The organism is Porticoccus hydrocarbonoclasticus MCTG13d, from assembly GCF_000744735.1.
GTDB lineage: Bacteria > Pseudomonadota > Gammaproteobacteria > Pseudomonadales > Porticoccaceae > Porticoccus > Porticoccus hydrocarbonoclasticus.
Window position 1 is genome coordinate 536,021 of sequence record NZ_JQMM01000001.1, and the last position, 24,448, is coordinate 560,468.

The 24,448-nt window shown below is 53.5% G+C and carries 30 protein-coding genes; 19 read left to right on the plus strand and 11 right to left on the minus strand.

The genetic code is table 11. The features are described from left to right. The first annotated feature begins 88 nt into the window (after window positions 1-88). The 12 genes from U740_RS02620 (at window position 89) to U740_RS02675 (ending at window position 10,282) form a co-directional block, all read left to right on the plus strand. The gene (locus U740_RS02620) at window positions 89-856 is read left to right on the plus strand and encodes an exodeoxyribonuclease III (protein ID WP_036858769.1); all 768 of its coding nucleotides are present in this window, start codon (window positions 89-91) and stop codon (window positions 854-856) included. Between the two features lie 101 nt (window positions 857-957). Continuing rightward, a complete protein-coding gene (gene metX, locus U740_RS02625) occupies window positions 958-2,115 on the plus strand; it encodes a homoserine O-succinyltransferase MetX (protein WP_036858770.1) in 1,158 nt (385 codons plus the stop codon). Window positions 2,116-2,117: 2 nt separating this feature from the next. Further along, on the plus strand, window positions 2,118-2,708 hold the full coding sequence (gene metW / locus U740_RS02630) for a methionine biosynthesis protein MetW (protein ID WP_036861082.1): 591 nt from the start codon (window positions 2,118-2,120) through the stop codon (window positions 2,706-2,708). A 26-nt stretch (window positions 2,709-2,734) separates the two neighbouring features. Then, window positions 2,735-3,178, plus strand: coding sequence for a DUF4426 domain-containing protein (locus U740_RS02635; RefSeq protein ID WP_051921151.1), 444 nt, complete (start codon window positions 2,735-2,737; stop codon window positions 3,176-3,178). Between the two features lie 83 nt (window positions 3,179-3,261). Then, window positions 3,262-3,861, plus strand: a complete 600-nt coding sequence (gene rdgB, locus U740_RS02640) for an RdgB/HAM1 family non-canonical purine NTP pyrophosphatase (RefSeq protein ID WP_036858772.1) — start codon at window positions 3,262-3,264, stop codon at window positions 3,859-3,861. Between the two features lie 63 nt (window positions 3,862-3,924). Then, window positions 3,925-4,500, plus strand: a complete 576-nt coding sequence (locus tag U740_RS02645) for a chorismate--pyruvate lyase family protein (protein ID WP_036858774.1) — start codon at window positions 3,925-3,927, stop codon at window positions 4,498-4,500. A 21-nt stretch (window positions 4,501-4,521) separates the two neighbouring features. Then, a complete protein-coding gene (ubiA, locus tag U740_RS02650; RefSeq protein ID WP_036858775.1) occupies window positions 4,522-5,394 on the plus strand; it encodes a 4-hydroxybenzoate octaprenyltransferase in 873 nt (290 codons plus the stop codon). Between the two features lie 86 nt (window positions 5,395-5,480). Next, complete coding sequence (gene phoB / locus U740_RS02655; protein WP_036858776.1) at window positions 5,481-6,182, plus strand: phosphate regulon transcriptional regulator PhoB; 702 nt, start codon at window positions 5,481-5,483, stop codon at window positions 6,180-6,182. Window positions 6,183-6,190: 8 nt separating this feature from the next. Then, window positions 6,191-7,468, plus strand: a complete 1,278-nt coding sequence (gene phoR, locus U740_RS02660) for a phosphate regulon sensor histidine kinase PhoR (protein WP_036858777.1) — start codon at window positions 6,191-6,193, stop codon at window positions 7,466-7,468. Window positions 7,469-7,508: 40 nt separating this feature from the next. Further along, window positions 7,509-8,555: an NADP(H)-dependent aldo-keto reductase gene (locus U740_RS02665; RefSeq protein WP_036858778.1), complete on the plus strand. Its 1,047-nt coding sequence runs from the start codon at window positions 7,509-7,511 to the stop codon at window positions 8,553-8,555. Between the two features lie 10 nt (window positions 8,556-8,565). Beyond that, window positions 8,566-9,708 (plus strand): GNAT family N-acetyltransferase, encoded by a 1,143-nt coding sequence (locus tag U740_RS02670; protein ID WP_051921152.1) that lies wholly within the window; start codon window positions 8,566-8,568, stop codon window positions 9,706-9,708. 34 nt (window positions 9,709-9,742) lie between these two features. Continuing rightward, window positions 9,743-10,282 carry a BPSL1445 family SYLF domain-containing lipoprotein gene (locus U740_RS02675; protein ID WP_036858779.1) on the plus strand — a complete coding sequence of 180 codons (540 nt, stop codon included), beginning with the start codon at window positions 9,743-9,745 and terminating at the stop codon, window positions 10,280-10,282. A gap of 18 nt (window positions 10,283-10,300) precedes the next feature. Here U740_RS02675 and U740_RS02680 read toward each other — a convergent pair whose 3' ends face one another. Together U740_RS02680 and yaaA are read right to left on the minus strand one after the other, a co-directional pair. Further along, window positions 10,301-10,894: a DUF938 domain-containing protein gene (locus U740_RS02680; protein WP_051921153.1), complete on the minus strand. Its 594-nt coding sequence runs from the start codon at window positions 10,892-10,894 to the stop codon at window positions 10,301-10,303. Further along, entirely contained in the window at window positions 10,894-11,679 is a 786-nt protein-coding gene (yaaA, locus tag U740_RS02685) for a peroxide stress protein YaaA (RefSeq protein ID WP_036858781.1), read from the minus strand. Before yaaA ends, U740_RS02680 begins: the two co-directional genes overlap by 1 nt. A 14-nt stretch (window positions 11,680-11,693) precedes the next feature. Between yaaA and U740_RS02690 the strand changes: the two genes are divergently transcribed. Next, window positions 11,694-13,319 carry a M48 family metalloprotease gene (locus U740_RS02690; protein ID WP_235189800.1) on the plus strand — a complete coding sequence of 542 codons (1,626 nt, stop codon included), beginning with the start codon at window positions 11,694-11,696 and terminating at the stop codon, window positions 13,317-13,319. Window positions 13,320-13,334: 15 nt separating this feature from the next. Here the strand turns inward: U740_RS02690 and U740_RS02695 are convergent, their stop codons facing one another. The 4 genes from U740_RS02695 to U740_RS02710 all read right to left on the minus strand — a co-directional run bounded on the left by U740_RS02695 (window position 13,335) and on the right by U740_RS02710 (window position 16,218). Further along, window positions 13,335-14,198, minus strand: coding sequence for a UbiA family prenyltransferase (locus U740_RS02695; protein ID WP_036858783.1), 864 nt, complete (start codon window positions 14,196-14,198; stop codon window positions 13,335-13,337). Between the two features lie 8 nt (window positions 14,199-14,206). Further along, complete coding sequence (locus tag U740_RS02700; RefSeq protein WP_036858784.1) at window positions 14,207-14,767, minus strand: ferritin family protein; 561 nt, start codon at window positions 14,765-14,767, stop codon at window positions 14,207-14,209. 178 nt (window positions 14,768-14,945) lie between these two features. Continuing rightward, entirely contained in the window at window positions 14,946-15,230 is a 285-nt protein-coding gene (locus tag U740_RS02705; RefSeq protein WP_036858785.1) for a hypothetical protein, read from the minus strand. Window positions 15,231-15,357: 127 nt separating this feature from the next. Beyond that, window positions 15,358-16,218: a LysR family transcriptional regulator gene (locus U740_RS02710; protein WP_036858786.1), complete on the minus strand. Its 861-nt coding sequence runs from the start codon at window positions 16,216-16,218 to the stop codon at window positions 15,358-15,360. A 125-nt stretch (window positions 16,219-16,343) separates the two neighbouring features. On the opposite strand from U740_RS02710, the gene U740_RS02715 reads away from it, so the two are divergent. Genes U740_RS02715 through U740_RS02725 form a run of 3 tightly spaced genes read left to right on the plus strand, consistent with a single transcriptional unit; the run spans window position 16,344 to window position 18,090 of the window. Further along, window positions 16,344-16,748 carry a DoxX family protein gene (locus U740_RS02715; RefSeq protein ID WP_036858787.1) on the plus strand — a complete coding sequence of 135 codons (405 nt, stop codon included), beginning with the start codon at window positions 16,344-16,346 and terminating at the stop codon, window positions 16,746-16,748. A 14-nt stretch (window positions 16,749-16,762) separates the two neighbouring features. Beyond that, window positions 16,763-17,503 carry a pirin family protein gene (locus U740_RS02720; RefSeq protein ID WP_036858788.1) on the plus strand — a complete coding sequence of 247 codons (741 nt, stop codon included), beginning with the start codon at window positions 16,763-16,765 and terminating at the stop codon, window positions 17,501-17,503. Next, window positions 17,500-18,090 carry a malonic semialdehyde reductase gene (locus U740_RS02725; protein ID WP_036858789.1) on the plus strand — a complete coding sequence of 197 codons (591 nt, stop codon included), beginning with the start codon at window positions 17,500-17,502 and terminating at the stop codon, window positions 18,088-18,090. Before U740_RS02720 ends, U740_RS02725 begins: the two co-directional genes overlap by 4 nt. A gap of 67 nt (window positions 18,091-18,157) precedes the next feature. Here U740_RS02725 and U740_RS02730 read toward each other — a convergent pair whose 3' ends face one another. Further along, the gene (locus U740_RS02730; RefSeq protein ID WP_036858790.1) at window positions 18,158-19,009 is read right to left on the minus strand and encodes a LysR family transcriptional regulator; all 852 of its coding nucleotides are present in this window, start codon (window positions 19,007-19,009) and stop codon (window positions 18,158-18,160) included. A 139-nt stretch (window positions 19,010-19,148) separates the two neighbouring features. On the opposite strand from U740_RS02730, the gene U740_RS02735 reads away from it, so the two are divergent. Further along, on the plus strand, window positions 19,149-19,853 hold the full coding sequence (locus U740_RS02735) for an FMN-dependent NADH-azoreductase (protein ID WP_036858792.1): 705 nt from the start codon (window positions 19,149-19,151) through the stop codon (window positions 19,851-19,853). Then, window positions 19,846-20,325 carry a nucleoside deaminase gene (locus U740_RS02740; protein ID WP_051921154.1) on the plus strand — a complete coding sequence of 160 codons (480 nt, stop codon included), beginning with the start codon at window positions 19,846-19,848 and terminating at the stop codon, window positions 20,323-20,325. The genes U740_RS02735 and U740_RS02740 overlap by 8 nt, the downstream gene beginning before the upstream one ends. 151 nt (window positions 20,326-20,476) lie before the next feature. Here U740_RS02740 and U740_RS12095 read toward each other — a convergent pair whose 3' ends face one another. From U740_RS12095 to leuA, 4 genes are all read right to left on the minus strand, one after another. Beyond that, on the minus strand, window positions 20,477-20,755 hold the full coding sequence (locus U740_RS12095) for a hypothetical protein (protein ID WP_152556778.1): 279 nt from the start codon (window positions 20,753-20,755) through the stop codon (window positions 20,477-20,479). 117 nt (window positions 20,756-20,872) lie between these two features. Beyond that, window positions 20,873-21,031 carry a hypothetical protein gene (locus U740_RS11980; RefSeq protein WP_200877027.1) on the minus strand — a complete coding sequence of 53 codons (159 nt, stop codon included), beginning with the start codon at window positions 21,029-21,031 and terminating at the stop codon, window positions 20,873-20,875. 184 nt (window positions 21,032-21,215) lie between these two features. Further along, window positions 21,216-21,656, minus strand: a complete 441-nt coding sequence (locus U740_RS02745) for a phosphate-starvation-inducible PsiE family protein (protein WP_051921155.1) — start codon at window positions 21,654-21,656, stop codon at window positions 21,216-21,218. Window positions 21,657-22,063: 407 nt separating this feature from the next. Then, a complete protein-coding gene (gene leuA / locus U740_RS02750) occupies window positions 22,064-23,758 on the minus strand; it encodes a 2-isopropylmalate synthase (RefSeq protein ID WP_051921156.1) in 1,695 nt (564 codons plus the stop codon). Between the two features lie 224 nt (window positions 23,759-23,982). Here leuA and U740_RS02755 point away from each other — a divergent pair, with 224 nt between their 5' ends. After that, the gene (locus tag U740_RS02755; protein WP_036858793.1) at window positions 23,983-24,444 is read left to right on the plus strand and encodes an Lrp/AsnC family transcriptional regulator; all 462 of its coding nucleotides are present in this window, start codon (window positions 23,983-23,985) and stop codon (window positions 24,442-24,444) included. Window positions 24,445-24,448: the final 4 nt, after the last annotated feature.

Genomic DNA, 24,448 nt, shown 5'->3' on the forward strand with positions numbered 1-24,448 from the left:
AGGTTCCGCCGGAGCCTGAAGACAGTTTCCCCATTTTGGAAACACGATCTGTCGGTTATCATACACTCTCCCAAAATCAGGGGCGATCATGCGAATTATCAGTGTTGCCGTGGACGGTATCCAACAGGCTGCCGATCTGGGGTTATTTCAGTGGCTGGCCTCCCAGGACGCTCACATAATATGCCTTCAGGATCTCCGGTTGCCGGAACCCGTTCTCAGTTCTCGTGCCGAGTTTCAGCTCGACGGTTACTTCAGCTACTTCTTTGATGCGCCCCAACCAGAGCAGAATGGTGTCGCCATTTACACCCGGGATATGCCCAAGGCAATAATGTACGGTTTTGGTGCCAACAACGGCGAAGATATGAATGGGCGGTATCTACAAGCCGACTTTGAGCATGTCAGCATCTGTTCACTGCTGGCCCCTTCCGACAGCGATGGCCAACCGCTTAAAGACCGTTTTTTTCGGGATCTTCTGGCCCATTTCAGCAAAATCAGCAGCAAGCGCCGTGACTACATTTTTTGTGGCAGCTGGAATATTGCCCATCGGACCATCGACGTGAGCGCACCGGAAACCTGCTGCAACCTGTCCGGTTTCCTGCCACATGAGCAGCAGTGCCTCGATCAGGTATTCGGTGACATTGGTTACGCCGACGCTTTTCGGCTCTTCAACATGGATGCGGACGAATTCACTTACTGGCCTACCGGTAAACCCCTTGGAGGGATGGGTTGGCGCACCGATATGCAAATTGTGTCAAAAAACCTCACCAGCCACGTGGAATATGCTGTGATTTACAAGGCCAAGACGTTTTCCAGTCACCTGCCAGTGATTGTGGATTATGATCTGGAGACACTCTGACAGCGGTGACGAGCAAAACAGCATGCTAACCTTGCGCCAATACACGCCCCTCTTTAGACTGCCGAAACACCGGCAAAAGCCAGCTACTCGTTGAATCATTGATGCCTGATGTAATTCCGGAAAACTCCGTTGGTATTGTCACACCGCAAGCGATTCACTTCGATGAGCCGCTCGTGCTTGCCTGCGGCAGAACACTCGACAATTACACACTGATGGTGGAAACCTATGGGGCATTGAACGCCGATGGCAGTAACGCCATCCTCATTTGTCACGCTCTCAGTGGCCATCACCACGCCGCCGGATACCACAGCATGGCCGATCAGCGGCCGGGTTGGTGGAACAACCATATCGGGCCGGGAAAACCTTTCGATACCAACCGTTTTTTTATCGTCTGTCCAAACAATATCGGCGGCTGTCACGGTAGCACCGGGCCCATATCCATCAACCCTGATACCGGTCAACCGTGGGGACCTGATTTCCCACCGTTGCGGGTGCGAGACTGGGTAGAAAGTCAGGCACGACTGGCGGACAAACTCGGTATACGTCAATGGGCTGCCGTCGTTGGCGGCAGTCTCGGCGGCATGCAGGTTATGCGCTGGGCTTTGGAATATCCGGACCGGTTGCGCCATGCGGTTGTCATCGCCTCGGCAATGAAACTTAGCGCGCAAAATATCGCTTTTAACGAGATAGCCCGCAACGCCATCAGATCCGATCCCGAGTTTTGCAACGGGCGCTATCTCGAACAACAGACTCAACCCAGAAACGGGCTGGGGCTGGCGCGCATGATCGGCCACGTTACCTATTTATCGGATGAGCTGATGGGCAATAAATTCGGTCGGGAATTGCGCTCCGGTTCTTTTCAACGCGGCCAGGATGCACCCATTGAATTCCAGGTGGAAAGCTATCTGCGCCATCAGGGTGACGCCTTTTCCGGCGCTTTCGATGCTAACACTTACCTTCTGATGACCAAAGCCCTCGACTATTTTGACCTCGCCCGAGAGTACGATCACAATCCGGTCGAGGCTTTCCGGCACGCCAGCTGCGATTTTCTTGTGGTGTCCTTTTCCAGCGACTGGCGCTTCTCTCCGGAACGCGCTGCAGAAATTGTTGAGGCACTGATCGCCGCTGATAAAAATGTGGCCTATACAGCCATTGAATCCAACCTGGGACACGATGCATTTCTATTGCCGAACCAGCGTTATGAGCAAGTGCTCACTGCTTATATAAACCGCATTTTAGCTGAGATTTCCTCAAAATGATGATGCGCACAGACCTGAACATTATTCAGCAGTGGATCCATCCGACGAGCCGAATTCTGGACCTGGGCTGCGGTGACGGCGAACTACTGCAGACCCTCGGCAAGACAAAAGGCGTCTGGGGGTATGGGCTGGAAATTGATGCTGACAAAATTACGTCCTGTGTTGCCCGGGGCGTGAATGTGATTGAGGCCGACCTTGACGAAGGTCTGAACCAGTTTTCCGACAACAGCTTTGACACCGTGGTAATGACCCAGGCACTTCAGGCGATGCGCTATCCTCACCTGGTATTGGGAGAAATGTTGCGCGTGGGCAAACAGTGTGTGGTGACATTTCCCAACTTCGGCAACTGGCGCGCCCGCAGCTATCTGCTGTCACGAGGCCGCATGCCGGTCACCAGGCAACTCACCTTCCAGTGGTACGACACACCCAACATCCACTTTTGTACCGTGAAAGATTTTGAGGCACTCTGTACAGAGAAGCGTATCCGGATACTGCATCGCGAATTTGTTGCAGAGCGCCTGCCGGACAAGTACATGAAAGGTATCTGGCCAAATATGTTCAGTGACACCGCCATCTACCATTTGAGCAAGTAGGCCTATTCATGACAGGTAGCCACAACATGAAAATAACCCAAGCAATCTCGTTATTCCTGCTCATCGCAGGTTTGAGTTTCAGTGCACTGGCTGACAACCGCCCCTACAAGGAATACGGCGACCTGAAAGTGTTTTTCAGTGCCTTCAACAGCAGCTTTATCCAGCCTGACGTTGCCAGCTCGTACAATATTGTTCGTGGCAAGGATAAAGGGCTGGTGAATATTGCCGTGGTCAAAAATGGCCAAATGGGCGGCCTGCCAGCCGTGGTCAAGGGCACCGTCTCCAATATATTCGGTCAACAGCAGGTGCTGGAATTCACTGAAATCCGCGAAGAAAATGCAGTTTACTATCTGGCGCCGTTTCGTTTTGACAAGGAAGACTGGATGACCTTCAAAATTGACGTCAGTCCGGATTCCGACAAGGCGACACATTCGCTGACTTTTCAGCGCAAGTTCTATGTCGATGAGTAGCCCGTGACAGGCACCTCAGACTCTCCGTTCAGCAGGGGCGCAATAGCGCACTTAATAGCAACCTTTCTGTCATCCAGTTCAACATGAAAATTGTTCTCGCCACCGGTAACAAAGGCAAGCTTACAGAGTTTCAGCACCTGCTAGAGTTACTCCCCTTCGACATTCTGCCGCAATCGGATTTTGAGATTCCAGAGGCGGTAGAAGATGGCCTCAGTTTTGTGGAAAATGCCCTGATCAAGGCCCGGCATGCCTCCCGCCTCACCGACCTGCCCGCCATTGCCGATGACTCTGGTCTTGAAGTGGACGCACTCAATGGCGCCCCCGGTATCTATTCCTCACGATTTTCCGGGGAAAACGCCACCGACCAGCAGAACAACCTGCGGTTGCTGTCACTGCTTCAGGAAGTACCCCGTGAGCAACGAACCGCCCGCTTTCATTGCCTGCTGGTATATCTGCGCCATGCGAAGGATCCGACGCCACTAATTTGCCAGGGCACCTGGGAGGGACTGATCGGATTTACCCCGGAGGGTGACAACGGCTTTGGCTACGACCCGCTTTTTTATATTCCCGAGCTCGACTGCACCTCCGCACAACTCGGCAAAGAGAAAAAAAATCGCATCAGTCACCGGGCCAAGGCCATGGCGCTATTACAGGAACGGCTTGTCAGCCTGTATAACTCATAGCCCCCAAAGCGCTGTCGTAACCGGTTAGAATCCATTGTCATACCAAGGCCCATAGGTACCGCTGTGCCCCGTCGCTCCTCACACACTCCCGCCAATCATCAGCTCCACTGGCGCAGTTATCGGCGCACACCGCTGTTTGTCACCTGCAGCGCCCTGCGACCGTGGCTACTGGATCGCGGCTCACTCACCGAACGCTTAATCCGGGCAAGCAAAGGGCAGTTTGAAGTAAAAATACTGTTTCAGGGCATGGGGGTACCCCAACTGTCCGAGCAACGCGCATTGGAACTGCCGATCCGACAACGCGCCCTGATCAGGGAGGTCATCCTGTTTGGCAACCACCAACCCTGGGTCCATGCCCGCAGTATCATTCCGATAAAAACCCTGACCGGACGATTGCGAAAACTCCGAAAGCTGGACAACCGGCCCCTCGGTGCACTGCTGTTTAGCGACCCCGCAATGGTCCGGGGACCCATTGAGATTTCCAACCTGTCCATGCTCGAATCGTGGCCTTCTACGGTACCGGCCAACTATGGTAGCCCCGTACAGGGACGCCGTTCACTGTTTTGGCTGGATGGCAAACCCTTGCTTGTGTCCGAGGTGTTTTTGACGGGGTTTACCCCGTACAATAAAACCCCCTGATTTCGCAACCATGCGGCATTTATGAGCAAAGCATTACAGCGACTTCCCGATTTTGTCCGGCTGATGCGCTTTGACAAGCCTATCGGTACGCTCCTGCTGCTCTGGCCGACGCTCTGGGCGTTATGGTTAGCCGCAGGCGGTGTCCCTTCCGCAAAAAATTTGCTGATCTTCGTGCTGGGTGTGATCCTGATGCGCGCCGCAGGCTGTGTCATCAATGATGTGGCTGACCGGCAAGTGGATGGTCATGTGACACGAACCCGGCACCGGCCGCTACCCAGCGGTCAGATCAAGACCCGCGAGGCAATGGCGTTGTTTGTTGTGCTCTGCCTGGCCGCCTTTGGCCTGGTGTTGCTGACCAATCCACTAACCATAAAGTTGGCCCTGGTGGGGGTGGCGCTGGCGGCCTGCTACCCCTTCATGAAACGTTTCACACATTTGCCCCAACTGGTGCTGGGTGCCGCCTTTGCCTGGAGTCTGCCCATGGCTTTTGCGGCAGAGAGCAACAGCCTGCCCCGGGAAATGTGGACACTGTACATTGCTGTGGTGCTCTGGACCGTCACCTACGATACCTTTTACGCCATGGTGGATCGGGATGACGATGTGAAGATTGGCATCAAGTCTACCGCCATTCTTTTTGGCGACATGGACATACCCATTACCGCCTGCCTGCAATGTCTGACACTGATCGCGTTGTTGATGACCGGGATCAACTTTAATCGCGGCAGCTGGTTTTTCCTGTCCCTGCTGGGAGCCGCCCTGCTGTTTCTCCACCAACAGTATCTGATCCGCCATCGCGAGCGCGACGCCTGTTTCCGTGCTTTTCTCAATAATCATTACGTTGGTGCTATTATTTTTATCGGCCTGGCGGCGGACTACCAGCTCACTGCCGACTAGGTATCGACCGTTCTTTTGTCGATTGTCATATTTTTGTCATGCTCAGGTCATGTAATGGGTATCTGGATATCAATGATGAAAAGAATATGAGTGATAAAACTGTACTTGTTGTAGACGATGAAACGGCCATTCGCGACATGATCTGTTCAGCGCTGGATGTGGCCGGATTTGACACCCTGCAGGCTGAGAACGCCCAGCAGGCCCATGCCATGATCATCGACCACAAACCCGACCTGGTGCTGCTTGACTGGATGATGCCCGTCACCAGTGGCATTGAGTTGATCCGGCGACTACAAAGGGATGACCTGACAAAGAATATACCGGTCATCATGCTGACCGCCAAAGCCAGTGAGGACAACCTGATCCAGGGCCTCGATGTGGGTGCGGACGACTATATCACCAAACCGTTTTCACCCCGTGCCCTGGTGGCCCGTATCAATGCTGTACTGCGTCGCGCCGAACCGGAACTGCCCCCGGAACCGATAGAAGTGGATCAACTGCTGTTTGATCCCATCAGTCACCGGGTCACCATCAGTGGTCAACCGGTATCCATGGGGCCAACTGAATTTCGGCTGCTGAGTTTCTTTCTCACGCACCAGGAGCGGGTCTATTCCCGTGATCAGATTCTAGACCATGTGTGGGGCGGCAACGTCTACATGGATGAGCGAACGGTGGATGTGCATATTCGCCGATTGCGCAAGGCAATTTCCCTTGCTGGACAGGACCGCTTCATACAGACTGTGCGGGGCGCGGGTTACCGCTTTTCCACCAAGGTTTATGAAGAATAGGATCTGCATTGCACAGAGGGCTTAAGGCAGAAATACGGCGGATCGCCCTGCTCACCCTGTTTCTGCTGCTGACAGGTTTTTTATGGGGCCACACTCTGCTCACCCTGCTCTTGGGTGGCGGCCTGTATATGTTGTGGACCTTCGCCCACATCTCCCGACTCTATGATTGGCTCGACCAGAGCGCTGAGGGACCACCCCCCGAAGCAAGCGGCGTCTGGGGCGACATGACCGATTTCCTCTACCGAATGCAACAGCGCAACGAACGCGCCAAACAAAGTCGTCGACAACTGGCCGAGCGCGTCAAGGATATTACTTCTGCGCTGGCGGACGGCATTATCATCCTCACCCCCGATAGGGAACTGGAGTGGTGGAATCCGGCGGCTGAAAAACTGCTTGGCCTCGTCAAACAGGATCGCGGCCAATCCATGACCAACCTGGTTCGCGATCCCCGTTTCGTGGTATTTATCCAGAGTGACGCACTGCCCCCGCCACTGGAACTGAGTTCGCCGGAAGATCCCACAAGAACCTTGCTGTTTACCGCCGCAACCTTTGGTGATGGCAATATCATTCTGGTCGTGCAGGACATCACCCGGTTGCGCAATCTGGAACAAATGCGACAGGACTTTGTGGCCAATATCTCCCATGAGCTGCGGACACCCTTAACCGTGCTCTCGGGCTATATCGAAACCCTGCAGGACAATGCCGACCAATTGCCCAGGGGCTGGGCAAAAGCATTGCTGCAGATGGGCCAGCAAACGGAACGCCTCAACGCCCTGGCCAATGATCTGGTGATGTTGTCACAACTGGAATCCAACCGGAAACCCCCCTCGCGGGCACCCATCATGCTGGATCAGTTACTGCAGCAGATTGCCGAGGATGCCCGCATGGTGGCTGGTGATAATTACCTCATCGAAACAGACTGCGCCACCGATACCCCCTTCAAAGGGGAATACAAGGAACTTTACAGCGCCTTCTCGAACCTTGTACTCAATGCCATCAAGCACAACCCGGCCGGTGTGCGCGTCCAAATACGCTGTTTTCACACCGCATCGGATATCGTGGTGGAGATCTGCGATAACGGTTCCGGTATTGATCCAAAGCACCTGCCCCGCCTGACCGAACGTTTTTATCGGGTGGACCAGAGCCGCGCCACCAGTACCGGCGGCACAGGGCTGGGGCTGGCCATTGTCAAACATGTGTTGATGCGCCACGGTGGATCACTGAAAATCGACAGCACACTGGGGAAAGGTAGCTGCTTCCGCTGCCAGCTGCCCCTGCTAACCTGATGATATATCCGGTCACCTTTTTCAATCCCGCAGGAAAGAGATGCAATATCGAGAATTAGGAGCCTCCGGGCTGACCCTCAGCGCCATTGGCCTCGGCACGATGACCTGGGGTGAGCAGAATAGTCGGAAAGACGCATTTCAACAGCTGGATTGTGCCCTCGATTACGGTATCAATTTTGTGGACACCGCAGAAATGTATCCAGTACCACCAAACGCACAAACCCAGGGCCTGACAGAACAATATCTGGGTGACTGGCTGACCCACTCGGGACGGCGCCAGGACGTTGTACTGGCCACCAAAGTGACCGGCGGTGACGGCAACAACAGCGGTTTTGACTATATCAGGGGCGGGCCGCGACTGAATCGCAAACAGATTTTTCAGGCACTGGATGATTCCCTGCGCCGACTCCAGACCGACTACATTGATTTATACCAAGTGCACTGGCCTGAGCGCCCCGCCAATATTTTTGGCCGCTCCGCTCCAGGTGACTACTCACTGACTGACTACACCCCGATCAATGAAACCTGGCAGGCGTTGAATGACCTGGTTAAGCAGGGCAAGGTCCGCCACATCGGCGTCTCCAATGAAACCCCCTGGGGTCTGATGCAATACCAGGCGGCCTCTGTCGCCGGCCATGGCGCCCCGATTGTCAGTATTCAGAACCCCTACAATCTGTTGAACCGACAGTTCGAGGTATCGCTGGCTGAATGGTCAATCAATGAACGGATCGGCCTGCTCGCATACTCCCCGTTGGCTTTCGGTATGCTGTCTGGCAAATACCTGCAGGGCCAGCGGCCCGCTGATGGGCGGCTGACACTGTTCGAACGGTTTCAGCGCTATAATCACCCCACAGCCGTTCAAGCGACCGAACGCTATGTGGCATTGGCCAGACAGTATGATATTTCACCGGTACACTTGGCACTGGGCTTCGTTCACCGGCAACCGTTTGTCGCCTCAACCATTATTGGTGCCACTACCCTGTCACAGCTGCAGGAAAACATCGACAGTCTCACCACACCCATGAGCGAAGCACTGCTGGCGGATATTGATCTGATTCATCGGGATATCAGCAATCCCGCCCCCTGAGAGGCAGACATTGGACATACGTGTTCTCGACAGCATTGACCAGTGTGACGCCCGGGACTGGGATACGCTGTTCGACAGTGACTACCCTTTTTTACAGCACCGCTTCCTCTCTCTGCTGGAAAACTCTGGCAGCGCCTGTACCCAGACGGGCTGGCACCCACAACACCTGTTGCTGAGCCAGGACGAGGTCACCGTTGCCGCACTTCCGCTCTACCGTAAAACACACTCGCGGGGCGAATACGTATTCGATTGGGCCTGGGCGGAGGCCTACCACGGGCGCCGCCTCGACTATTACCCGAAGCTGCTCAGCGCGGTGCCATTCACGCCGGCGTGCGGGCCGCGCCTCGGACTGTTGCCCGGTATCAGTCTGAGCGATATCAGCCCAATACTGCTGACGGCGATCCAGCAACTGGCAGGGCAGCAGGGCGCCACCGGCTGGCACTTGCTGTTTCCTCACGCGACACTGTCGGACGCTCTGCAAACGGCAGGGGGGATGCTGCGCAGTGGCGTTCAATATCTCTGGAATAACCGAGATTATCGTGATTTTACCGATTTTACCGACACGTTTTCCTCAAGAAAGCGCAAGAATATCAACCGGGAGCGACACACCCTCAGGCGTGCCGGCCTACTTGTCGAACGACTCACCGGTGAACAGATCAGTGCCGACTGGTGGGAATTCTTCTTCGTGCTCTATCATCGCACCTACCTCAAGCACAGCGGCAACAGCGGCTATCTGACCCAGGCCTTCTTCCACCAACTGGGCCAAATCATGCCCGATCAGGTGATGATGGTCGTCGCCATGGAGGGGGACGAAAAAGTCGCCGCCGCCCTGTTCTTCCACGATCAGAATAACCTCTATGGTCGTTACTGGGGATGCACTCGCGAGTACGATTTCCTGCATTTTGAACTTTGCTACTATCAGGGTATCGAATTTGCCATTGAACGCGGATTAGGCACGTTCGATGCCGGAGCCCAGGGTGAGCACAAAATCAAACGGGGTTTCGAACCCACTGAAAATTGTTCTGTCCACTGGATCAGGCACCCCGACTTTGCCTATGCTATCGGTCGGTTTCTGAAGGAAGAGCGTCAATACGTACTTAACTATATTCAGGAAGCCCGGCGACAGTTACCATACAAATCTGTCGACCTATAAACTCACCCTGTTCCCCCTGTGGAGGACTCTACCCGTGAAAACCCCTGTCTGGTTACTGGTCTTCAGTCTGCTGTTACTGCCCGCTGCCAGTCAGGCATCCAGCAAGCTGGAAATCGACCTGTTTGTGCAGGAAACCCTGGCCGATTTTTACAAGCAATCCTCTGCAGGACGAGAACTGGCCTCCCGCGCCAAGGGCATGCTGGTTTTCCCGAAAATCTACAAGGCCGGTTTCTGGGTCGGCGGGGAATATGGTGAAGGCGCTTTGCGAATTGGCGGCAATACAGTGGGATATTACAACATTGCCTCGGCATCACTGGGGCTGCAACTGGGCGTTCAGAAAAAATCCCAGGTCATCCTTTTCATGACCGATGACGCCTTGCAAAAATTCCGCAACAGCCAAGGTTGGGAAGCCGGTGTTGACGGCAGCGTCGCCATTGCCAACTTCGGAGCTGCGGAAGAAATTGATACCAAAACGTTCCAGCAACCGATTATCGGCTTCGTCTTCTCCAACAAGGGATTGATGTACAACCTGACCATCGAAGGGGCGAAAATAACACCCATTCAGCCCCGTTGATTCGGAATCTTCCGACGCCTACCTCCGCTGCCAGACCAGCAGACGGTTATTTGCCGGCATGGCATGGTCGTCCAGCAATGTCAGCCCGGCCTCATCGGCCAAACCATTAATCGCTTCGAAATCACGGATTCCCCGGTACGGGGCATTCTGCTTTAGCATCTGATCAAAGCGGGCATTGCTGTCACTGGTAAATTCACCGCCATAGTTAAAGGGCCCGTAAATCACCACATGTGCACCCGGCTGCAGCAGCTTTTCCAGCCCGGCAAACAGCCCAATCACCGATTGCCAGGACATGATGTGGCAGGTGTTGGCGGTAAAGACCGCATCGGCACCAGTCACCGGCCAGGGTTGCTGATCTACGTCCAACACCAGCGGACGGCGCAGGTTTTCGGCTGGATGCTCATCAATCCAGCTGTTGATAGCCTCGTGGTTCACTGCCAGGTCAGAGGTTTGCCAGATCAAGTGAGGCAATTGGGGGGCAAAGTACACAGCGTGCTGACCGGTGCCACTACCCAGCTCAAGTACGTGACGAGAAGATGCCAACACCGCCTGTAGCACCTGAAAAATCGGCTGCCGGTTATTTTCGCAGGCCTGAGAAAAAGGTTTCACCATCATCCTTCCTGCTCCGCCACGTCCCGAGTGAATACCCATTCCCGAGCTGACGACATGGCGGACTGAAACGCATAGCCACCGAGATCGAACGCCTTGACGCCCTCGGGGTCATCAATACGCTGTTCAATCAGGTAACGGCTCATCAATCCACGAGCCTTTTTGGCGTAAAAACTGATGATTTTGTATTTGCCGTTTTTCCAGTCCTTGAATACCGGGGTAATGATGTCGGCATTCAGCAAACCCGGCTGCACAGCTCTGAAATACTCGTTGGAGGCCAGATTCAGCAACACTGGTCGCGACATCGCCGCCAGTTCAGCATTCAGGCCATCGGTAATTTTTCTGCCCCAGAACTGATAGAGATCAGCACCGCGCGGATTGGCCAGACGGGTTCCCATTTCCAGTCGGTAGGGTTGCATCAGATCCAGTGGCCGCAACAGACCATAGAGCCCCGACAGAATCCGCAGATGCTGCTGCGCCCACTGCAGGTCGGCCTCCGAAAGACCCTCGGCCGCCAGTCCGGTGTACACATCCCCCTTAAAGGCCAGCAGCGCCTGTTTTGCATTGCTGGTCGTGAATTTCGGCTGCCAGTTGAGATAGCGGCCAAAGTTCAGATCACCCAGCTTGGCACTGATACCCATCAACTCCGACACCTTTGGTGGCGAAAGCTGCTGCAACTCGTCGATCAGCGCCTTTGAATCCTCCAGATAAGCGGGCATCGTAAAGTCCGCTGTGGTCGAGGGCGTTTCATAATCCAGGGTCTTGGCGGGGGAAATAACAGTCAGCATGGTTTATCCAATGTATGAAATCATTACAGGTTACCATGGTCTATTATACTGCGTTGATCGCAATCTGTTCGTCAGGAGAATCCATGCCCCGGGTCGTGCCACTTTTCTTATCCACGCTAATGTTGCTCGTATTCTTGAGTGGTTGTTCGGTCAACCCCGTCACCGGCGAAAACCAGTTCTCACTGATGTCGGCAGAGCAGGAAGTGGCGATAGGTGCCAGCAACTTTGCCCCCTCCCAGCAATCCCAGGGGGGACGCTACATCATTGATCCGGAAGTGCAGGCCTATGTCAGCGGCGTGGGGAAAAAACTGGCCGCCGTCAGTGATCGTCCCGACCTGCCCTACGAATTCGTGGTACTGAACAATTCGGTGCCCAATGCCTGGGCTCTGCCCGGTGGCAAGATCGCCATCAATCGCGGGCTACTCGTGGAACTGGAGGATGAGTCCCAACTGGCCGCCGTGCTGGCACATGAAATTGTCCACGCCGCCGCCCGGCACAGCGCCGCACAGATGACCCGTGGCACCCTGTTGAGCATCGGTGCCGCTGCTGTGGGTGCGGCGGGCTCAAACTATGGTCTCGGCGAAATGGGCTCACAAGTGGCACAGATGGGTGCGGCTGCCTGGATGGCCAAGTACGGCCGCAGTGCCGAACTGGAGTCCGACGCCTACGGTATGGAATACATGGCCCGCGCCGGATACGACCCCAGTGGGGCAGTCAAGCTGCAGGAGACCTTCGTCAAACTGAGCGAAGGTCGTCAACAGGACTTCCTCAGCGGTTTGTTCGCCAGCCACCCCCCTTCACAGGAGCGGGTTGATGCCAACCGCATCAAGGCCGCGACACTCCCCAAAGGCGTCATTAATCGCGAGCTCTACCAACGCAAAATCGCCCAGATCAAACGCGACCAACCCGCCTACAAGGCCCAGGAAGCGGCGATGAAAGCACTCAGTGCCGATAACCCGAAAACCGCCCTCAGTGAGCTGGACAAGGCTATTGCCATTCAACCCGATGACGGTTATTTCTGGGAATTGCGCGGCCATGCCTGGGCCATGCAGAAAAACATGAGCAATGCCGAGCAGGCTTTTACCACTGCCATCGGTAAAAACCCCGACTATTTCAGCCACCATCTGTCTCGGGGCCTACTGCGCTTTGAGGAGGGCAAAAAAACCGCTGCCCGCAGTGATCTGGAAAAGAGTTATCAACTGCTGCCAACACCCTATGCCGGTTACTATCTGGGTGAAATAGCACTGGAAAACGGCGATCAGAAAAATGCCATTAATTATTTTCAGTCCGCTGCCCAGGGTGGTGGTGAAATGGCCAAAAAAGCCCAGGCGCGGCTGGCAGTACTGGAACTGGACACCGCTCCCCACAAATACATCACCAGCCAGTTGTCCCTGACGGACGATGGCTATCTGCGCGTCACCGTTAAAAACAACAGCCCGGTCACCGTCACCAATGTGAAGCTGCAGGTCACCGAGATGGTGAATGCCTATATTGCCGGCGGTAGTTCCACCATGAATGGGCCGCGGCAGTTATCGCCGGGCCAGCAGGTGTCCATGAAAACCAGCATAGGCCCGTTCAAGGATAGTAATGACGCCGCCCGCTACCGCATTCAGGTCTCGTCTGTTGAGGTGGCCGAATAAACAGACACCGGCGCACTAAAACGTCCGGCTCAATGCCTCCACCAGAAACACCAGGGTGGAGGACAGCATCATACGCTTCGGATTGGGGCCGACCCGCACAACCCAGATCACGGCAACAACCGACGCCAGCACAAAAGGGAGAGTTGATGCCAACCCTCTCGACCCCAGCCCAAAGGCCAGCGCCAACAACCCCAGCGTGGTTGCCAGCAGCACTGCTGAAACGCGATAGGTGACTGTGGCACCGTGACGCACCGCCAAGCACTGTTTGCCCGCCTGCCGATCTGTTTCGATCTGCGGCGGCTGGTGGGAAAACAGCAACGCCGTGGCAAAGGCCGCAAACGCGCCCATCCCCAACAGTGAGCTCCAACCAAACGGCTGTTCCGCAACAAACCACAGGCCACCAAACACGCCGGGGCCATAGCAGAGCGCTGTGATCCACTCCCCGGCGGCAGTGTAGGAAAGCGGACGCTGCCCGGCGTTATACAACACCCCCAGCACCGCAAGGGGCAGTGCAAAAACCAGAATCCACAGCTGCTGGACAAGCAACAACACCAGCAGCCCCAAGGCACCTCCAGCTGTCAGACTGATCAGACCGTGATAAAAGACGGTGCGAACACTACCGTCGTGAATACGCACCCAGGAATCGTACTTGAAAGTGTCGGCGCCCAGCTGCCAGTCCTTGGCATCATTGAGCAGGTTGATACCGTGTTGCAGCAGCACCACGGCCAGGGTCGCCGACCATAGCGCAGTGTGACTGAGCGGCTTTTCCGCCAGCAGCCAGACCGCGACGCCGGGCAGTATCGATACAAGGTAGACAGCAGGGTTGAGCGCCTGCCACCATCTGACCGATGAGAATTGCTCTACACGCTCAACGTTCAAACAGGCTGTCAGACCATTGCCCGGGCTTGTGGTGAACGGAAATTATCCAGGGCCGCCTGAAACCAGTGGGCGTGCTGGCGCTCGGAATCGATCACCTGTTGGTAAACCGCTGCGGTGTCGGCGTCGTTCGCCGCCAGCGCCTGGTCGCGGAAACGGGGATAGATATCCTGGTATTCCCGCTCTTCCACCCGAATCGCCACCTGCAATGCCTTTTCCACTACCCCGTCGGGATTCAGGGCAATCAGCTCGTCGCAATTGCTACGAATAGCTTCCAGGGCGTCGATAGCGCGCTGGGTATCTTCACCCCGTTGCGGCACACCGATATCGCTGTACAGCGCCCGCAACCAGACCGCGTGCAGCTTCTCCTCACCGGCTACTTTGCGGAACAGGGTCGCCAGCTCCGGATAACCGGCCTTGCCCGCCCAACGAGCAAACTCCGGGTACATCACCCGGTTTTCGTACTCTTCCACATCCACAAACGATGCCGCCGTCCCGGCCATATCATCAGACTGGCAGGCAGCCGCAAAGCACCCGAAAATCATCTCTTCGCTAATCTCAGCCTTTTCCATTGCTTTTCTCCGTGAAAGTCGTTGGGTTATTAACAGGGTGTAACTGGAACAGCTACATTAACCCGTAACAGGGACTGGCAACACCTTTTGGATCATATTGTGGGCGGATGACCATTGATGACTATTGAGAGTCATCGCAACTAACGCTTCCACATTACAGCGCTACCCAATCGCCGTGTTAACCGACAGCAGTAACACCCTCTATTTGTACAACACTCATGGCTTCCGAACGTTCAATAATTTTAACCATAGCGGATTGAATCGCCTCATCTTCCCGGGCATCGATGACACTGGAAAAACGCTGCTCCTGTATTTCTGCTCCCTCTTCCAGGCAGAACTTCACTGACACCCCATCCGCACAACCAGCAGCCTTGCCAAAATATTCTATGGTAATTTCCGGATAGCCCTGACGGCTCATTTTGACGCGCTTGGCTATACGCTTTTTGGACTTTTCAAGATTCATAATATTGCCCTTCAGTGGAGGGGAGTATAACGCCAGGCATTGAAGCCGATCATGAGGTTTCTAATCTGACTCCAAATCATCTGTATTAATAAGTGATTGCCAATTGCTGCTTTGACTGGTTGACGCGTTAGTGCATCAGCCTTTCCGTCAGGAACTGGCTACAGGCTTTAACCCGGGCATTACTGCGCAAATCCCGATGGGTCAGCAACCAAAGGTCCGAATGAAAATCGCGGTCAAGGGTGCCCAAGGGTGGCAACCCATCGGCGACATCATCAGGCAGCAACGCAATCCCGAGACCGGCTTTCACCAGGGCCGCCATGCCCATCAGCGTATTGGCGCGGGCTACGATACTGTCTGCCGAACAGTGCTTTTCCAGCCACTGCATGGGTTTCAGCCGCAATAAAGCGCGCTCCGGGCCAATCACCGGCATGCCACTCAATGCCTTTGCCGTGAAAACCCCGGATTGGCCATGGGCGAATCTTTCCGAACCATATAGCTGCCAGGGCATTGTCATTAATTTTCGACCCACCAGATGCTCCGGAGGATTATTGGTGGCACGCAGGGCGATATCGGCTTCCATCCGTGACAGATTGAGATCGTCACTGTCAGCAAGGAGCTCTATCTCAATACCCGGGAAAAGTGCCCGGAACTCCGCAAGCAAGGGCGGCAGCTGGTAATAGGCAAAACCGTCGGGGCAGGTAATACGCACCTTGCCTTCCAGGGTTTGATCACCGCCGAGAATCATTCGATCCACATCGTCAATGGCCTCGGCAACCTGCTCCACTCGCACCATCAACAGCTCACCGGCACCGGTCAACTGATAGCGGGCATCCCATCGCTCAAACAGACGCACGCCAAGTTTTTCCTCCAGCCCCTTGATTCGCCGGAATACCGTGGAGTGATTGACACCCAGTCGCTTGCGGGCACCCGTAAGACTCCCGGTTTCCGCAACCGCCTGAAAATACCGCAGATCATCCCAACTATCCATAACGATAACTCACCCCGCTATTGTTTGCATTTTTGCAAATATCGTTTGAACATAATGAGAATTATATTTCATTTTTGCAACACTCATACTGCACCTGAACCCATTCACTTATAGAGGATCGCAATATGAACAAGTACGCAAACCACGGCACCGCCCTGCTTCGCATCAGCCTTGGCGTTATCTATATCGCCCACAGTCTGTACCTGAAACTGGTGGTATTCACCCTGCCCGGCACAGCCGCCTTCTTTGCAAGCATCGGCTTACCCGCTATAGCGGCCTACGCCACGTTTATCGTTGAGGCAATAGGCGGTATTGCATTACTGCTGGGCTATCAGGTCCGCTGGGCGGCACTGGCATTGATACCCGTCGCACTGGGTGCCACCTGGGCCCACAGTGGTGCGGGCTGGGTATTCAGCAATGCCGGTGGGGGTTGGGAATACCCCTTGTTTCTCGCCATCACCACGGCGGTCATTGCCCTACAGGGCAACGGTAGTCTGGCAGTGCAACGCAAACACGCATCAATCCACTAACCGGAACCATGCAGATGTACAAACACATCCGGGCAAACGAGCGGGGCAGCACGCTGCTGCCCTGGCTCCGAAGCTATCACAGTTTTTCATTCAACCAGTATTACGACCCCGCGCGGATGGGCTTTGGCCCCCTGCGGGTAGTTAATCAGGATTGGGTGGCTCCCGGTGGCGGCTTCTCCAGCCATAGTCACCGTGACGCTTTAATCATCAGCCTGGTCACGCAGGGTGAGATGGTTCACCGGGACAACGCCGGTCATGAACGTTTACTTGGCACCGGAGACTATCAGTATATGAGCGCAGGTAGCGGTATCCGCCACAGTGAATTCAATGCCAGTGATACCGAGCCAATGGAATTTGTACAGATCTGGGTAACACCCCGCCACAAAAATACAGCACCTGCTTACCAAGTCCGCCATTTTGACGATGCGGCGACGCTGCAGCTAATCGCCGCCGGAGAGGCGGATGTGGACGTGGATACCAAAGTCTTTCTACTGGATCAGGATATCCGTATCTGGCAACTGCAACTCAACGCCGGAGAACATCTCCAGCAAAACCTGCCCGATCAATGGCAGCGCCGGGTGCAACTTGTCAAAGGTGAAATCACCCTGGAGAACATACTGTTGCAACCCGGCGACGCACTGGAATTTGGCCCAGACTTATACCCGAATCAGGTAACGACCTATCGGGCCAACAGCAACATTCTGGCGCTGATTTTCGATATTCCCGCACACCACCAACAGAGGACAACCCCATGAATCCACTCGACCAAACTGTTCTGCAACAATTGTTTACCCATGCCCGCACGCACAGCAACTGGCAGGATCGCGGCATCGCCGCCGATACCCTGCGCCAGCTCTACCAGCTCACCGCCATGGGGCCCACCAGCATGAACGCCCAACCGGGACGGTTTGTATTCCTCACCACCCCGGCGGCCAAACAGCAATTGCTACCGGCACTGGCAGAGGGCAACCGCGAAAAAACCCGGGCCGCACCGGTCACCGTTATCGTCGCCCACGACCCAGCCTTCTACCGCCACCTGCCGGAACTGTTTCCACACATGGAAGGGGTTGACAAAATGTTTGCCGACAACGAGGAACTGGCCCAAAGCACCGCCTTCCGCAACGGCACCCTGCAGGGAGCATGGCTGATCATGGCCGCCCGCGCACTGGGACTGGACTGCGGCCCAATGTCCGGTTTCGACAACGGCAAAACCGATGAGATTTTCTTTACTGAAAATGGCTGGAAATCCAACTTTCTGGTCAACCTCGGCTACGGCGATTCGCAAAAACTCCACCCCCGAGGCAAGCGGTTGGAGTTTGAAGAGGCCTGCCTGTTGTTGTAGAACAGCCCCTCAAACTTCAGGCAATAAAAAATGTCGCTGTTCTCACGACCAGAAGTGCCCGCTTGAATTATTGGTTCAAAATATCTTCGATCCAATTTAGAAATCTGGCTGCACTTCTGGTTTCGAAGCTGTCCTTATTTGGTACGTAATAGCAAAAGTCTGATTTGACCGGTCGAGTTTCAAATTGTTGTAGAAGGTTAGATTTTACAAGCCTTGTAGTGAGTGTCGTAGAACAGAACACAAGTCCATTTTCTGCCATAGCCTGTTGGATCCCGAAAAGCTCTTGATCAAACTTTTTGAGTTTAATATCAGCTCCTTCCAGGCCATTTGTTTCCAACCAAGCAGCTAGTGGAGGATCCGGTAACGATTTATTTTTCCACTCCGTTGTAAAAAGGGTAATGGGTTCATTTGACCAGGAAGGAGGCGTCATTCCATAGGCACCAAATACATTGAATGATTCATATCTGATGACATCAGAATCCTTGGCGACTGAGACATCACCGAAACGAATTGGAATAATATATGATTGGCTGTCGACCGACTCCCCAGTCGATATTTCCATGGAAATATCGGGGTTGGCTTGTTCAAATTCATGCTGGGCGGGGATCAGCACCATAGCTGCCAATGATGATGTCGTCGTTACCCTGACCGCAGTGCCAGCCTTCATCACTTCTTCCAAGGCACTGTCAATTTTTCGAAATCCCTCCGAGGTGGCTTTAGCTAATCTTTTACCTGTTCCTGTGAGTGATATCCGCCTTCCCTGTCGATGAAACAAATTTACATTTAACCGACTTTCCAGGTTGCTAATGTGGTGTGAAATGGCTGTTGGCGTCAGCGAAAGTTCTTCTGCCGCCAACTTAAAACTTCCCCGACGGGCAGCCGACTCAAAGGCTTTCAGCGCCTGTAACGATACCTGCAAACTCTATCTCCAAATCAATCACTGGTTCATCGATAGTATAGATGATTTAAACTCATCTATACGTGTAATTCTTTCGTTTGTAGCATTCGATACAGACTCACAAAATAGCGCCTGTTCTTAATTAACCAAGGTAATGGACATGAGCACATTATTACACGTCGACTCTAGCGTTAGAGCTGTGAACAACCCGAACCCGGATCACGACTCAATATCGAAAAGTATCGCTCTCCGGTTTGTTGATACATGGCGACAGAATCGTCCTGAAGATGAGTATATCTATCGTGATGTTGGAGTGAATCCGCCTGATTTCATTACACAGGACTGGATTGGCGCGGTGTTTACCCCTGAGGAAAAAAGAACCCCGGCACAGAAAGAGAGACTGGCACTATCAGATGAACTGATAGCTGAGGTGGCAGCAGCCGATGTGATCCTGATTTCCTCACCAATGTATAACTACGGTATGCCGGCTCAGCTAAAAGCGTGGTTCGATCAAATTGTACGCATAAACAAAACGTTTGATTTCGATCTCTCACGAGGGGACTTCCCGTTACAGCCCTTACTCTCGGGCAAGACATTGATCATAGTGACTTCCAGCGGAGAGTTTGGTTTTGAAAAGGGAGGAATAAGAGAAGATCTTGGTCACCTGGCCCCGCACCTACGGACACTGAGTAAATATTTAGGGGTGGACACAATCTATGAGATTGCCTCTGAATACCAGGAATTTGGTGACGAGAGACACCGCATGTCAGTAGCCAATGCAAAAGATCGAGCCGAAAGTATTGCATTAGAACTTAGTATTTCAACCCTGGCTCCATCGTCAAAAAATGAGGTCGCCAATGTGTGACCCTATTGATACAGAACTTCTCATAAAGTGTGGAGAAAACGTTATTGATTTGGCTGTTGGCAATGTCAAGGCAGGTGGGCTGCCATTTGCAGCGATTATCGTTAACCAGAATAGAAAGATTATTGGCAAAGGGGTAAATCAAGTCGCCAAGCATCTGGATTGTACCGCACACGCTGAAATCCAGGCGATAAGAGAGGCTTCACGGAATGAACAAACTTTTTCTTTAAAAGGAACGATATTAATTGCTTCAGGAGAGCCTTGCGCTCTCTGTTATATGGCAATCCGTATGGCTGAGATTATGAAAGTTATTATCGTATCGGATAGATATGAGGCGGAAAAACACGGGTTCGATTATCTATGGACTTACAAGTATTTCAACGCCAGCCTCTTCCATGAGCTCGAGGTTGTGACGCTGGATAATGACAGGAAATTACTCCCATTCCAGTTAGCCCAAATCAATTTGAGTGATTAAGATTAGTAGTTTAAATCTTTCATTAATTTCCAGCTTGGTAAGCGTCAACTTACGATGAGCGCTTTAAAGAGGTTCACTGCATAACGCCTAAAGCAGAGGCGCGTTAGCGCGTCCAGCCCGAAGGGCCATGCTGCCTTTACTTGTTATGGTTTTAGTATTCACTAAACGACCGTGTTCCGTTGTTGTTATTCATGATGCGGAGTTCAGCCCTTTTACGCTTTCCATCAGGGCACCCCTTTAATTTCCATACTTCTACGACCTGTGGTGATAGGTTGGCGACCACTTCCGGTGGAGCAATAGATAAATCGGAGTAGACTTGATCAATGGTCTCGCACTTTTCTATTTTTGGGGCCATTGCCATCAATTGATTTTTGTAGCTATCAGATACCGTTGGCTTTTGATTGGCGCATGCTGAAACAATAATCGCCAATGTCGTGATACTTATAGTTTTAAGTTTCATACGAGAGGAAAAGGGGTCGTATCGATTATTTGATGATCAATCTTGCGGGTTACCTGAGAGGAATCAGCAGGTGGACATGATTGGTCATTAGGCAATAAGTGTGGCATAGCGCTTCATCCCTTCAGCCAGCAATACCTTGTAATACTGATAGTCATCGTCGCAAAAGAAGCAAACTGCACGGTTATTACCCCGCTGTACGATATGGGCAGGAATTCTGCGAAGGTACATCCTTGTCTTTTTCGGCATTGCAAATTCCTTTTGCCAATTACTGGGAGTGTCAATGTAGCGCAGAAAACATGAGCGGATAATGTGGTTAAAAAATAATCGTTACGACCCCTTTAACCATTTTTTCTTCTAGTTGCAAAACTCTCCTTAGGTATAACGCTAAGCTAATAAAAGGCTGCCGTGAGGCAGTCCTACTTGAGCGAATTTATACATTTGCTCGCCTGTAACTCACCTTGATAAACCAATAACAAGCCCCTAAAGCGATAATAATAATGCCTAAGCCCATTATTGCTAAGGGATCATATTTTTCTAGATCTAGCAAAATTACCTTTCGAGAAACAGCTATAACTGCCACCAATAAAACAACCTCCGCATGTATAATATTATCTTTAAAATACATTTCTACTGTCTCTACAAGCTCGAATCCAATGAGAATAATAAAAAAGAAACCAAAGATTTTAAATAACTCATCTATTTCAAGAAAAAGCACATCATCTGTAGGATCAAATAAATCCAAATATAAAATTATTCCGAGCTCTACTATCGAAATAGTGACAATTAATGTCATCAAAACAAGAACAAAAAATGACATCCACTTTTTTACTGTATGAATTACGGAAACCGCTCTATCGATACTTTTGCTCACTACTTAGATACTCCCATTCCTGTATAACAGTATGTTAATGATGACAGTGCCATCATAATAATTATTAGTGCGCATCCCCATAATTCGGAGTGAGAAAAGGTACCCTCTCCAATGTGCTAAATATCAATTGGTTATTCATCATTTCGAGAGATGAACCATTGAAGTGTACCTGTGCTGGATCCAATATTTCATAGTGCTTTGTGGAAGGCAACACTCGGGGACTTGGGGTTTTCTGATATCCGAGGGTTTGCTCGTCGTGCTGGCGGTGGAGAGGCCGACATAGAGAAGGAGGTGAGCAGCCCCCCACAGTAATCTGTAGGGGGCTTGGGCAGGAAAGCCGGAAATGAGTTTGCTTTAATGAGCGCCACGCTGATGAGCACACCAACCTACTCATCAGCGCAGCAGCATTAGCTGGCGATGGCTTCCATTTCCTCCTCCGACCTCGCTGCTGCCCGGTGCCGACCGAGGCCATTGAAAATGGCCTTGATCGCCGCACTGATGATATTGCGGTGCACCCCTACGCCGAATATCGCCGAGCCGTCGTCGATCTGCATTTCGATATAGCACACGGCCTCAACTTCTGAGCCTGTTCCCAGGGCGTGCTCGTGGTAGTCGATGATACTGATATTCCCGCCCAGGGCTTTTACCGCCGCGTCGATGGTGCCGTTGCCAATGCCATTGACGGTTCTGGCTTTGCCCTGCTCCATAAACTGGATCTGCACTTCGGTGGCGCCTTTGTCGCCGTGGCTGTGGGTGGTGACATCCGCATCTTCGAAGCTGTAAGCGCCGTTATCCTGCAAATACGCCTGTTCAAACAGGGCGAAGATATCGGCACTGGTGGCCTCGCGGCCCTCGCGGTCGGTGAAGGCTTTCACCACCCGGCTGAACTCGATCTGCAGGCGGCGCGGCAATTCCAGACCGTATTGCTGTTGCAACAGGAAGCTGACGCCACCCTTGCCGGACTGACTGTTGACCCGCACCACCGCCTCGTAGCCCCGGTTCAGGTCGGCGGGGTCGATGGGCAGGTAAGGCACCTCCCAGATCTCGCCCTCCACCCGCTGGGCAAAGCCCTTCTTGATGGCGTCCTGGTGGGAACCGGAAAAGGCGGTGAACACCAGCTCACCCGCATAGGGATGGCGGGGATGCACCGGCAACTGGTTGCACTCTTCCACGGTGCGGCGAATGGCCTCGATGCGGGAAAAATCCAGACCGGGATGCACGCCCTGGGAATAGAGGTTCAGGGCCAGGGTGACGATATCCACATTGCCGGTGCGCTCACCGTTGCCAAACAGGCAGCCCTCCACCCGGTCGGCGCTAGCCATCAACGCCAGTTCCGCCGCCGCCACGGCGGTGCCCCGGTCGTTGTGGGGGTGGACGCTGATAACAATACTATCCCGGCGCGCCAGATTACGATCCATCCATTCCACCTGATCGGCATAGACGTTGGGAGTGGACATCTCCACCGTGGCGGGCAGGTTGAAAATCATTCTGTGCTCGGGGGTGGGCTGCCAGATCGCGCTGACCGCGTCGCACACCTCTTTGGCCACCGCTAATTCGGTGCCGGAAAACACCTCCGGCGAATACTGGTATACCCACTCGGTCTCCGGATGCTGGCTGGTGTAGTGCTTGACCCAGCGGGTGCCCTGCTCCGCGATAGCTTTCACCCCGGCTACATCAGTGTTGTAGACGATGCGGCGGAATTGTGGCGCTGTGGGGTTGTACAGATGCACGATGGCGCGCCGGGCACCCACCACGGATTCCACGGTGCGGGCGATCAAATCCTCTCGCGCCTGGGTCAACACCTCAATGGTGACATCCTCGGGGATACGGTCTTCCTCTATCAGGCGGCGCACGAAGTTGAAGTCGGTGTCGGAGGCAGCAGGGAATGCCACTTCGATCTCCTTGAAACCAATCTCCACCAGCATCTCGAAAAAACGCAGCTTGGTGTCCACCGACATGGGGTCGATCAGGGACTGGTTGCCGTCCCGCAGGTCGGTGCTCATCCAGATAGGCGGTTTTTCGAGGGTGCGGCCGGGCCAGCGGCGGTCGTGCAATTGCACTGGCACGAAAGCCCGGTATTTGCTGGCGGGATTGGTGATCATACGGTTCTCCACGGTTGACGAATAAGGCCCTGAGAAAAACCGGCGACCGAAGCAAAGGGTGCGGGTAGCGGGACTCTGTCGGTGCCAGGGGCTTCTGGCCCACTGCTTTTCTCAGGATGGTTGACAGTTTAATGCGTTAACGGCGGCATTTTATTGCTACTTGTATGGCAATTTTTATTATTTAAGCAATAATATGTTTATATAAATATTAATTGAGCAATTATATGAAACTGGACGCCTACGACCGGGCCATTCTGAGAAAGCTGCAACAGGAAGGGCGCATCTCCAACCAGGACCTGGCTGAAAATGTGAATCTCTCACCATCTCCCTGCCTGCGCCGGGTGCGGCGTCTGGAAGAGGAAGGGGTTATCGATGGCTATACCGCCCGGCTGAACGCCCGGCGGCTGGGATTAAACCTGATGGCTTTTATCCAGATCAGCATGGATAAGCATATCCCCGAGCGCTTCGAAGGGTTCGAATCAGCGGTCGCCAACTTCCCGGAAGTGCTGGAGTGCCATCTGATCACCGGGCAGGCGGCAGACTACCTGCTCAAGGTGGTTGTGGAGGATATGGACGGCTACCAGCAGTTTTTGTTGAATAAAATTACCCGTATCGAGGGGGTATCCGGGGTGCAATCGTCCTTTGTTTTGAAATCGCCGCAGAATACGGCAACGTTGCCAGTATGAGCGT

Excerpts from the sequence above, each read along its gene's own strand:
- metX (WP_036858770.1), top strand. The coding sequence starts at position 958 with ATGCCTGATGTAATTCCGGAAAACTCCGTTGGTATTGTCACACCGCAA.
- U740_RS02725 (WP_036858789.1), top strand. The coding sequence starts at position 17,500 with ATGAATCCACTCGACCAAACTGTTCTGCAACAATTGTTTACCCATGCC.
- U740_RS02690 (WP_235189800.1), top strand. The coding sequence starts at position 11,694 with ATGAAATCATTACAGGTTACCATGGTCTATTATACTGCGTTGATCGCA.
- yaaA (WP_036858781.1), bottom strand. The coding sequence starts at position 11,679 with ATGCTGACTGTTATTTCCCCCGCCAAGACCCTGGATTATGAAACGCCC.
- U740_RS02710 (WP_036858786.1), bottom strand. The coding sequence starts at position 16,218 with ATGGATAGTTGGGATGATCTGCGGTATTTTCAGGCGGTTGCGGAAACC.
- ubiA (WP_036858775.1), top strand. The coding sequence starts at position 4,522 with ATGAGCAAAGCATTACAGCGACTTCCCGATTTTGTCCGGCTGATGCGC.
- U740_RS02705 (WP_036858785.1), bottom strand. The coding sequence starts at position 15,230 with ATGAATCTTGAAAAGTCCAAAAAGCGTATAGCCAAGCGCGTCAAAATG.
- U740_RS02735 (WP_036858792.1), top strand. The coding sequence starts at position 19,149 with ATGAGCACATTATTACACGTCGACTCTAGCGTTAGAGCTGTGAACAAC.
- U740_RS02740 (WP_051921154.1), top strand. The coding sequence starts at position 19,846 with ATGTGTGACCCTATTGATACAGAACTTCTCATAAAGTGTGGAGAAAAC.
- U740_RS02720 (WP_036858788.1), top strand. The coding sequence starts at position 16,763 with ATGTACAAACACATCCGGGCAAACGAGCGGGGCAGCACGCTGCTGCCC.
- U740_RS02620 (WP_036858769.1), top strand. The coding sequence starts at position 89 with ATGCGAATTATCAGTGTTGCCGTGGACGGTATCCAACAGGCTGCCGAT.
- phoB (WP_036858776.1), top strand. The coding sequence starts at position 5,481 with ATGAGTGATAAAACTGTACTTGTTGTAGACGATGAAACGGCCATTCGC.
- U740_RS02635 (WP_051921151.1), top strand. The coding sequence starts at position 2,735 with ATGAAAATAACCCAAGCAATCTCGTTATTCCTGCTCATCGCAGGTTTG.
- leuA (WP_051921156.1), bottom strand. The coding sequence starts at position 23,758 with ATGATCACCAATCCCGCCAGCAAATACCGGGCTTTCGTGCCAGTGCAA.
- U740_RS02680 (WP_051921153.1), bottom strand. The coding sequence starts at position 10,894 with ATGGTGAAACCTTTTTCTCAGGCCTGCGAAAATAACCGGCAGCCGATT.
- U740_RS02755 (WP_036858793.1), top strand. The coding sequence starts at position 23,983 with ATGAAACTGGACGCCTACGACCGGGCCATTCTGAGAAAGCTGCAACAG.
- U740_RS11980 (WP_200877027.1), bottom strand. The coding sequence starts at position 21,031 with ATGCCGAAAAAGACAAGGATGTACCTTCGCAGAATTCCTGCCCATATC.
- metW (WP_036861082.1), top strand. The coding sequence starts at position 2,118 with ATGCGCACAGACCTGAACATTATTCAGCAGTGGATCCATCCGACGAGC.
- U740_RS02665 (WP_036858778.1), top strand. The coding sequence starts at position 7,509 with ATGCAATATCGAGAATTAGGAGCCTCCGGGCTGACCCTCAGCGCCATT.
- U740_RS02700 (WP_036858784.1), bottom strand. The coding sequence starts at position 14,767 with ATGGAAAAGGCTGAGATTAGCGAAGAGATGATTTTCGGGTGCTTTGCG.
- rdgB (WP_036858772.1), top strand. The coding sequence starts at position 3,262 with ATGAAAATTGTTCTCGCCACCGGTAACAAAGGCAAGCTTACAGAGTTT.
- U740_RS02715 (WP_036858787.1), top strand. The coding sequence starts at position 16,344 with ATGAACAAGTACGCAAACCACGGCACCGCCCTGCTTCGCATCAGCCTT.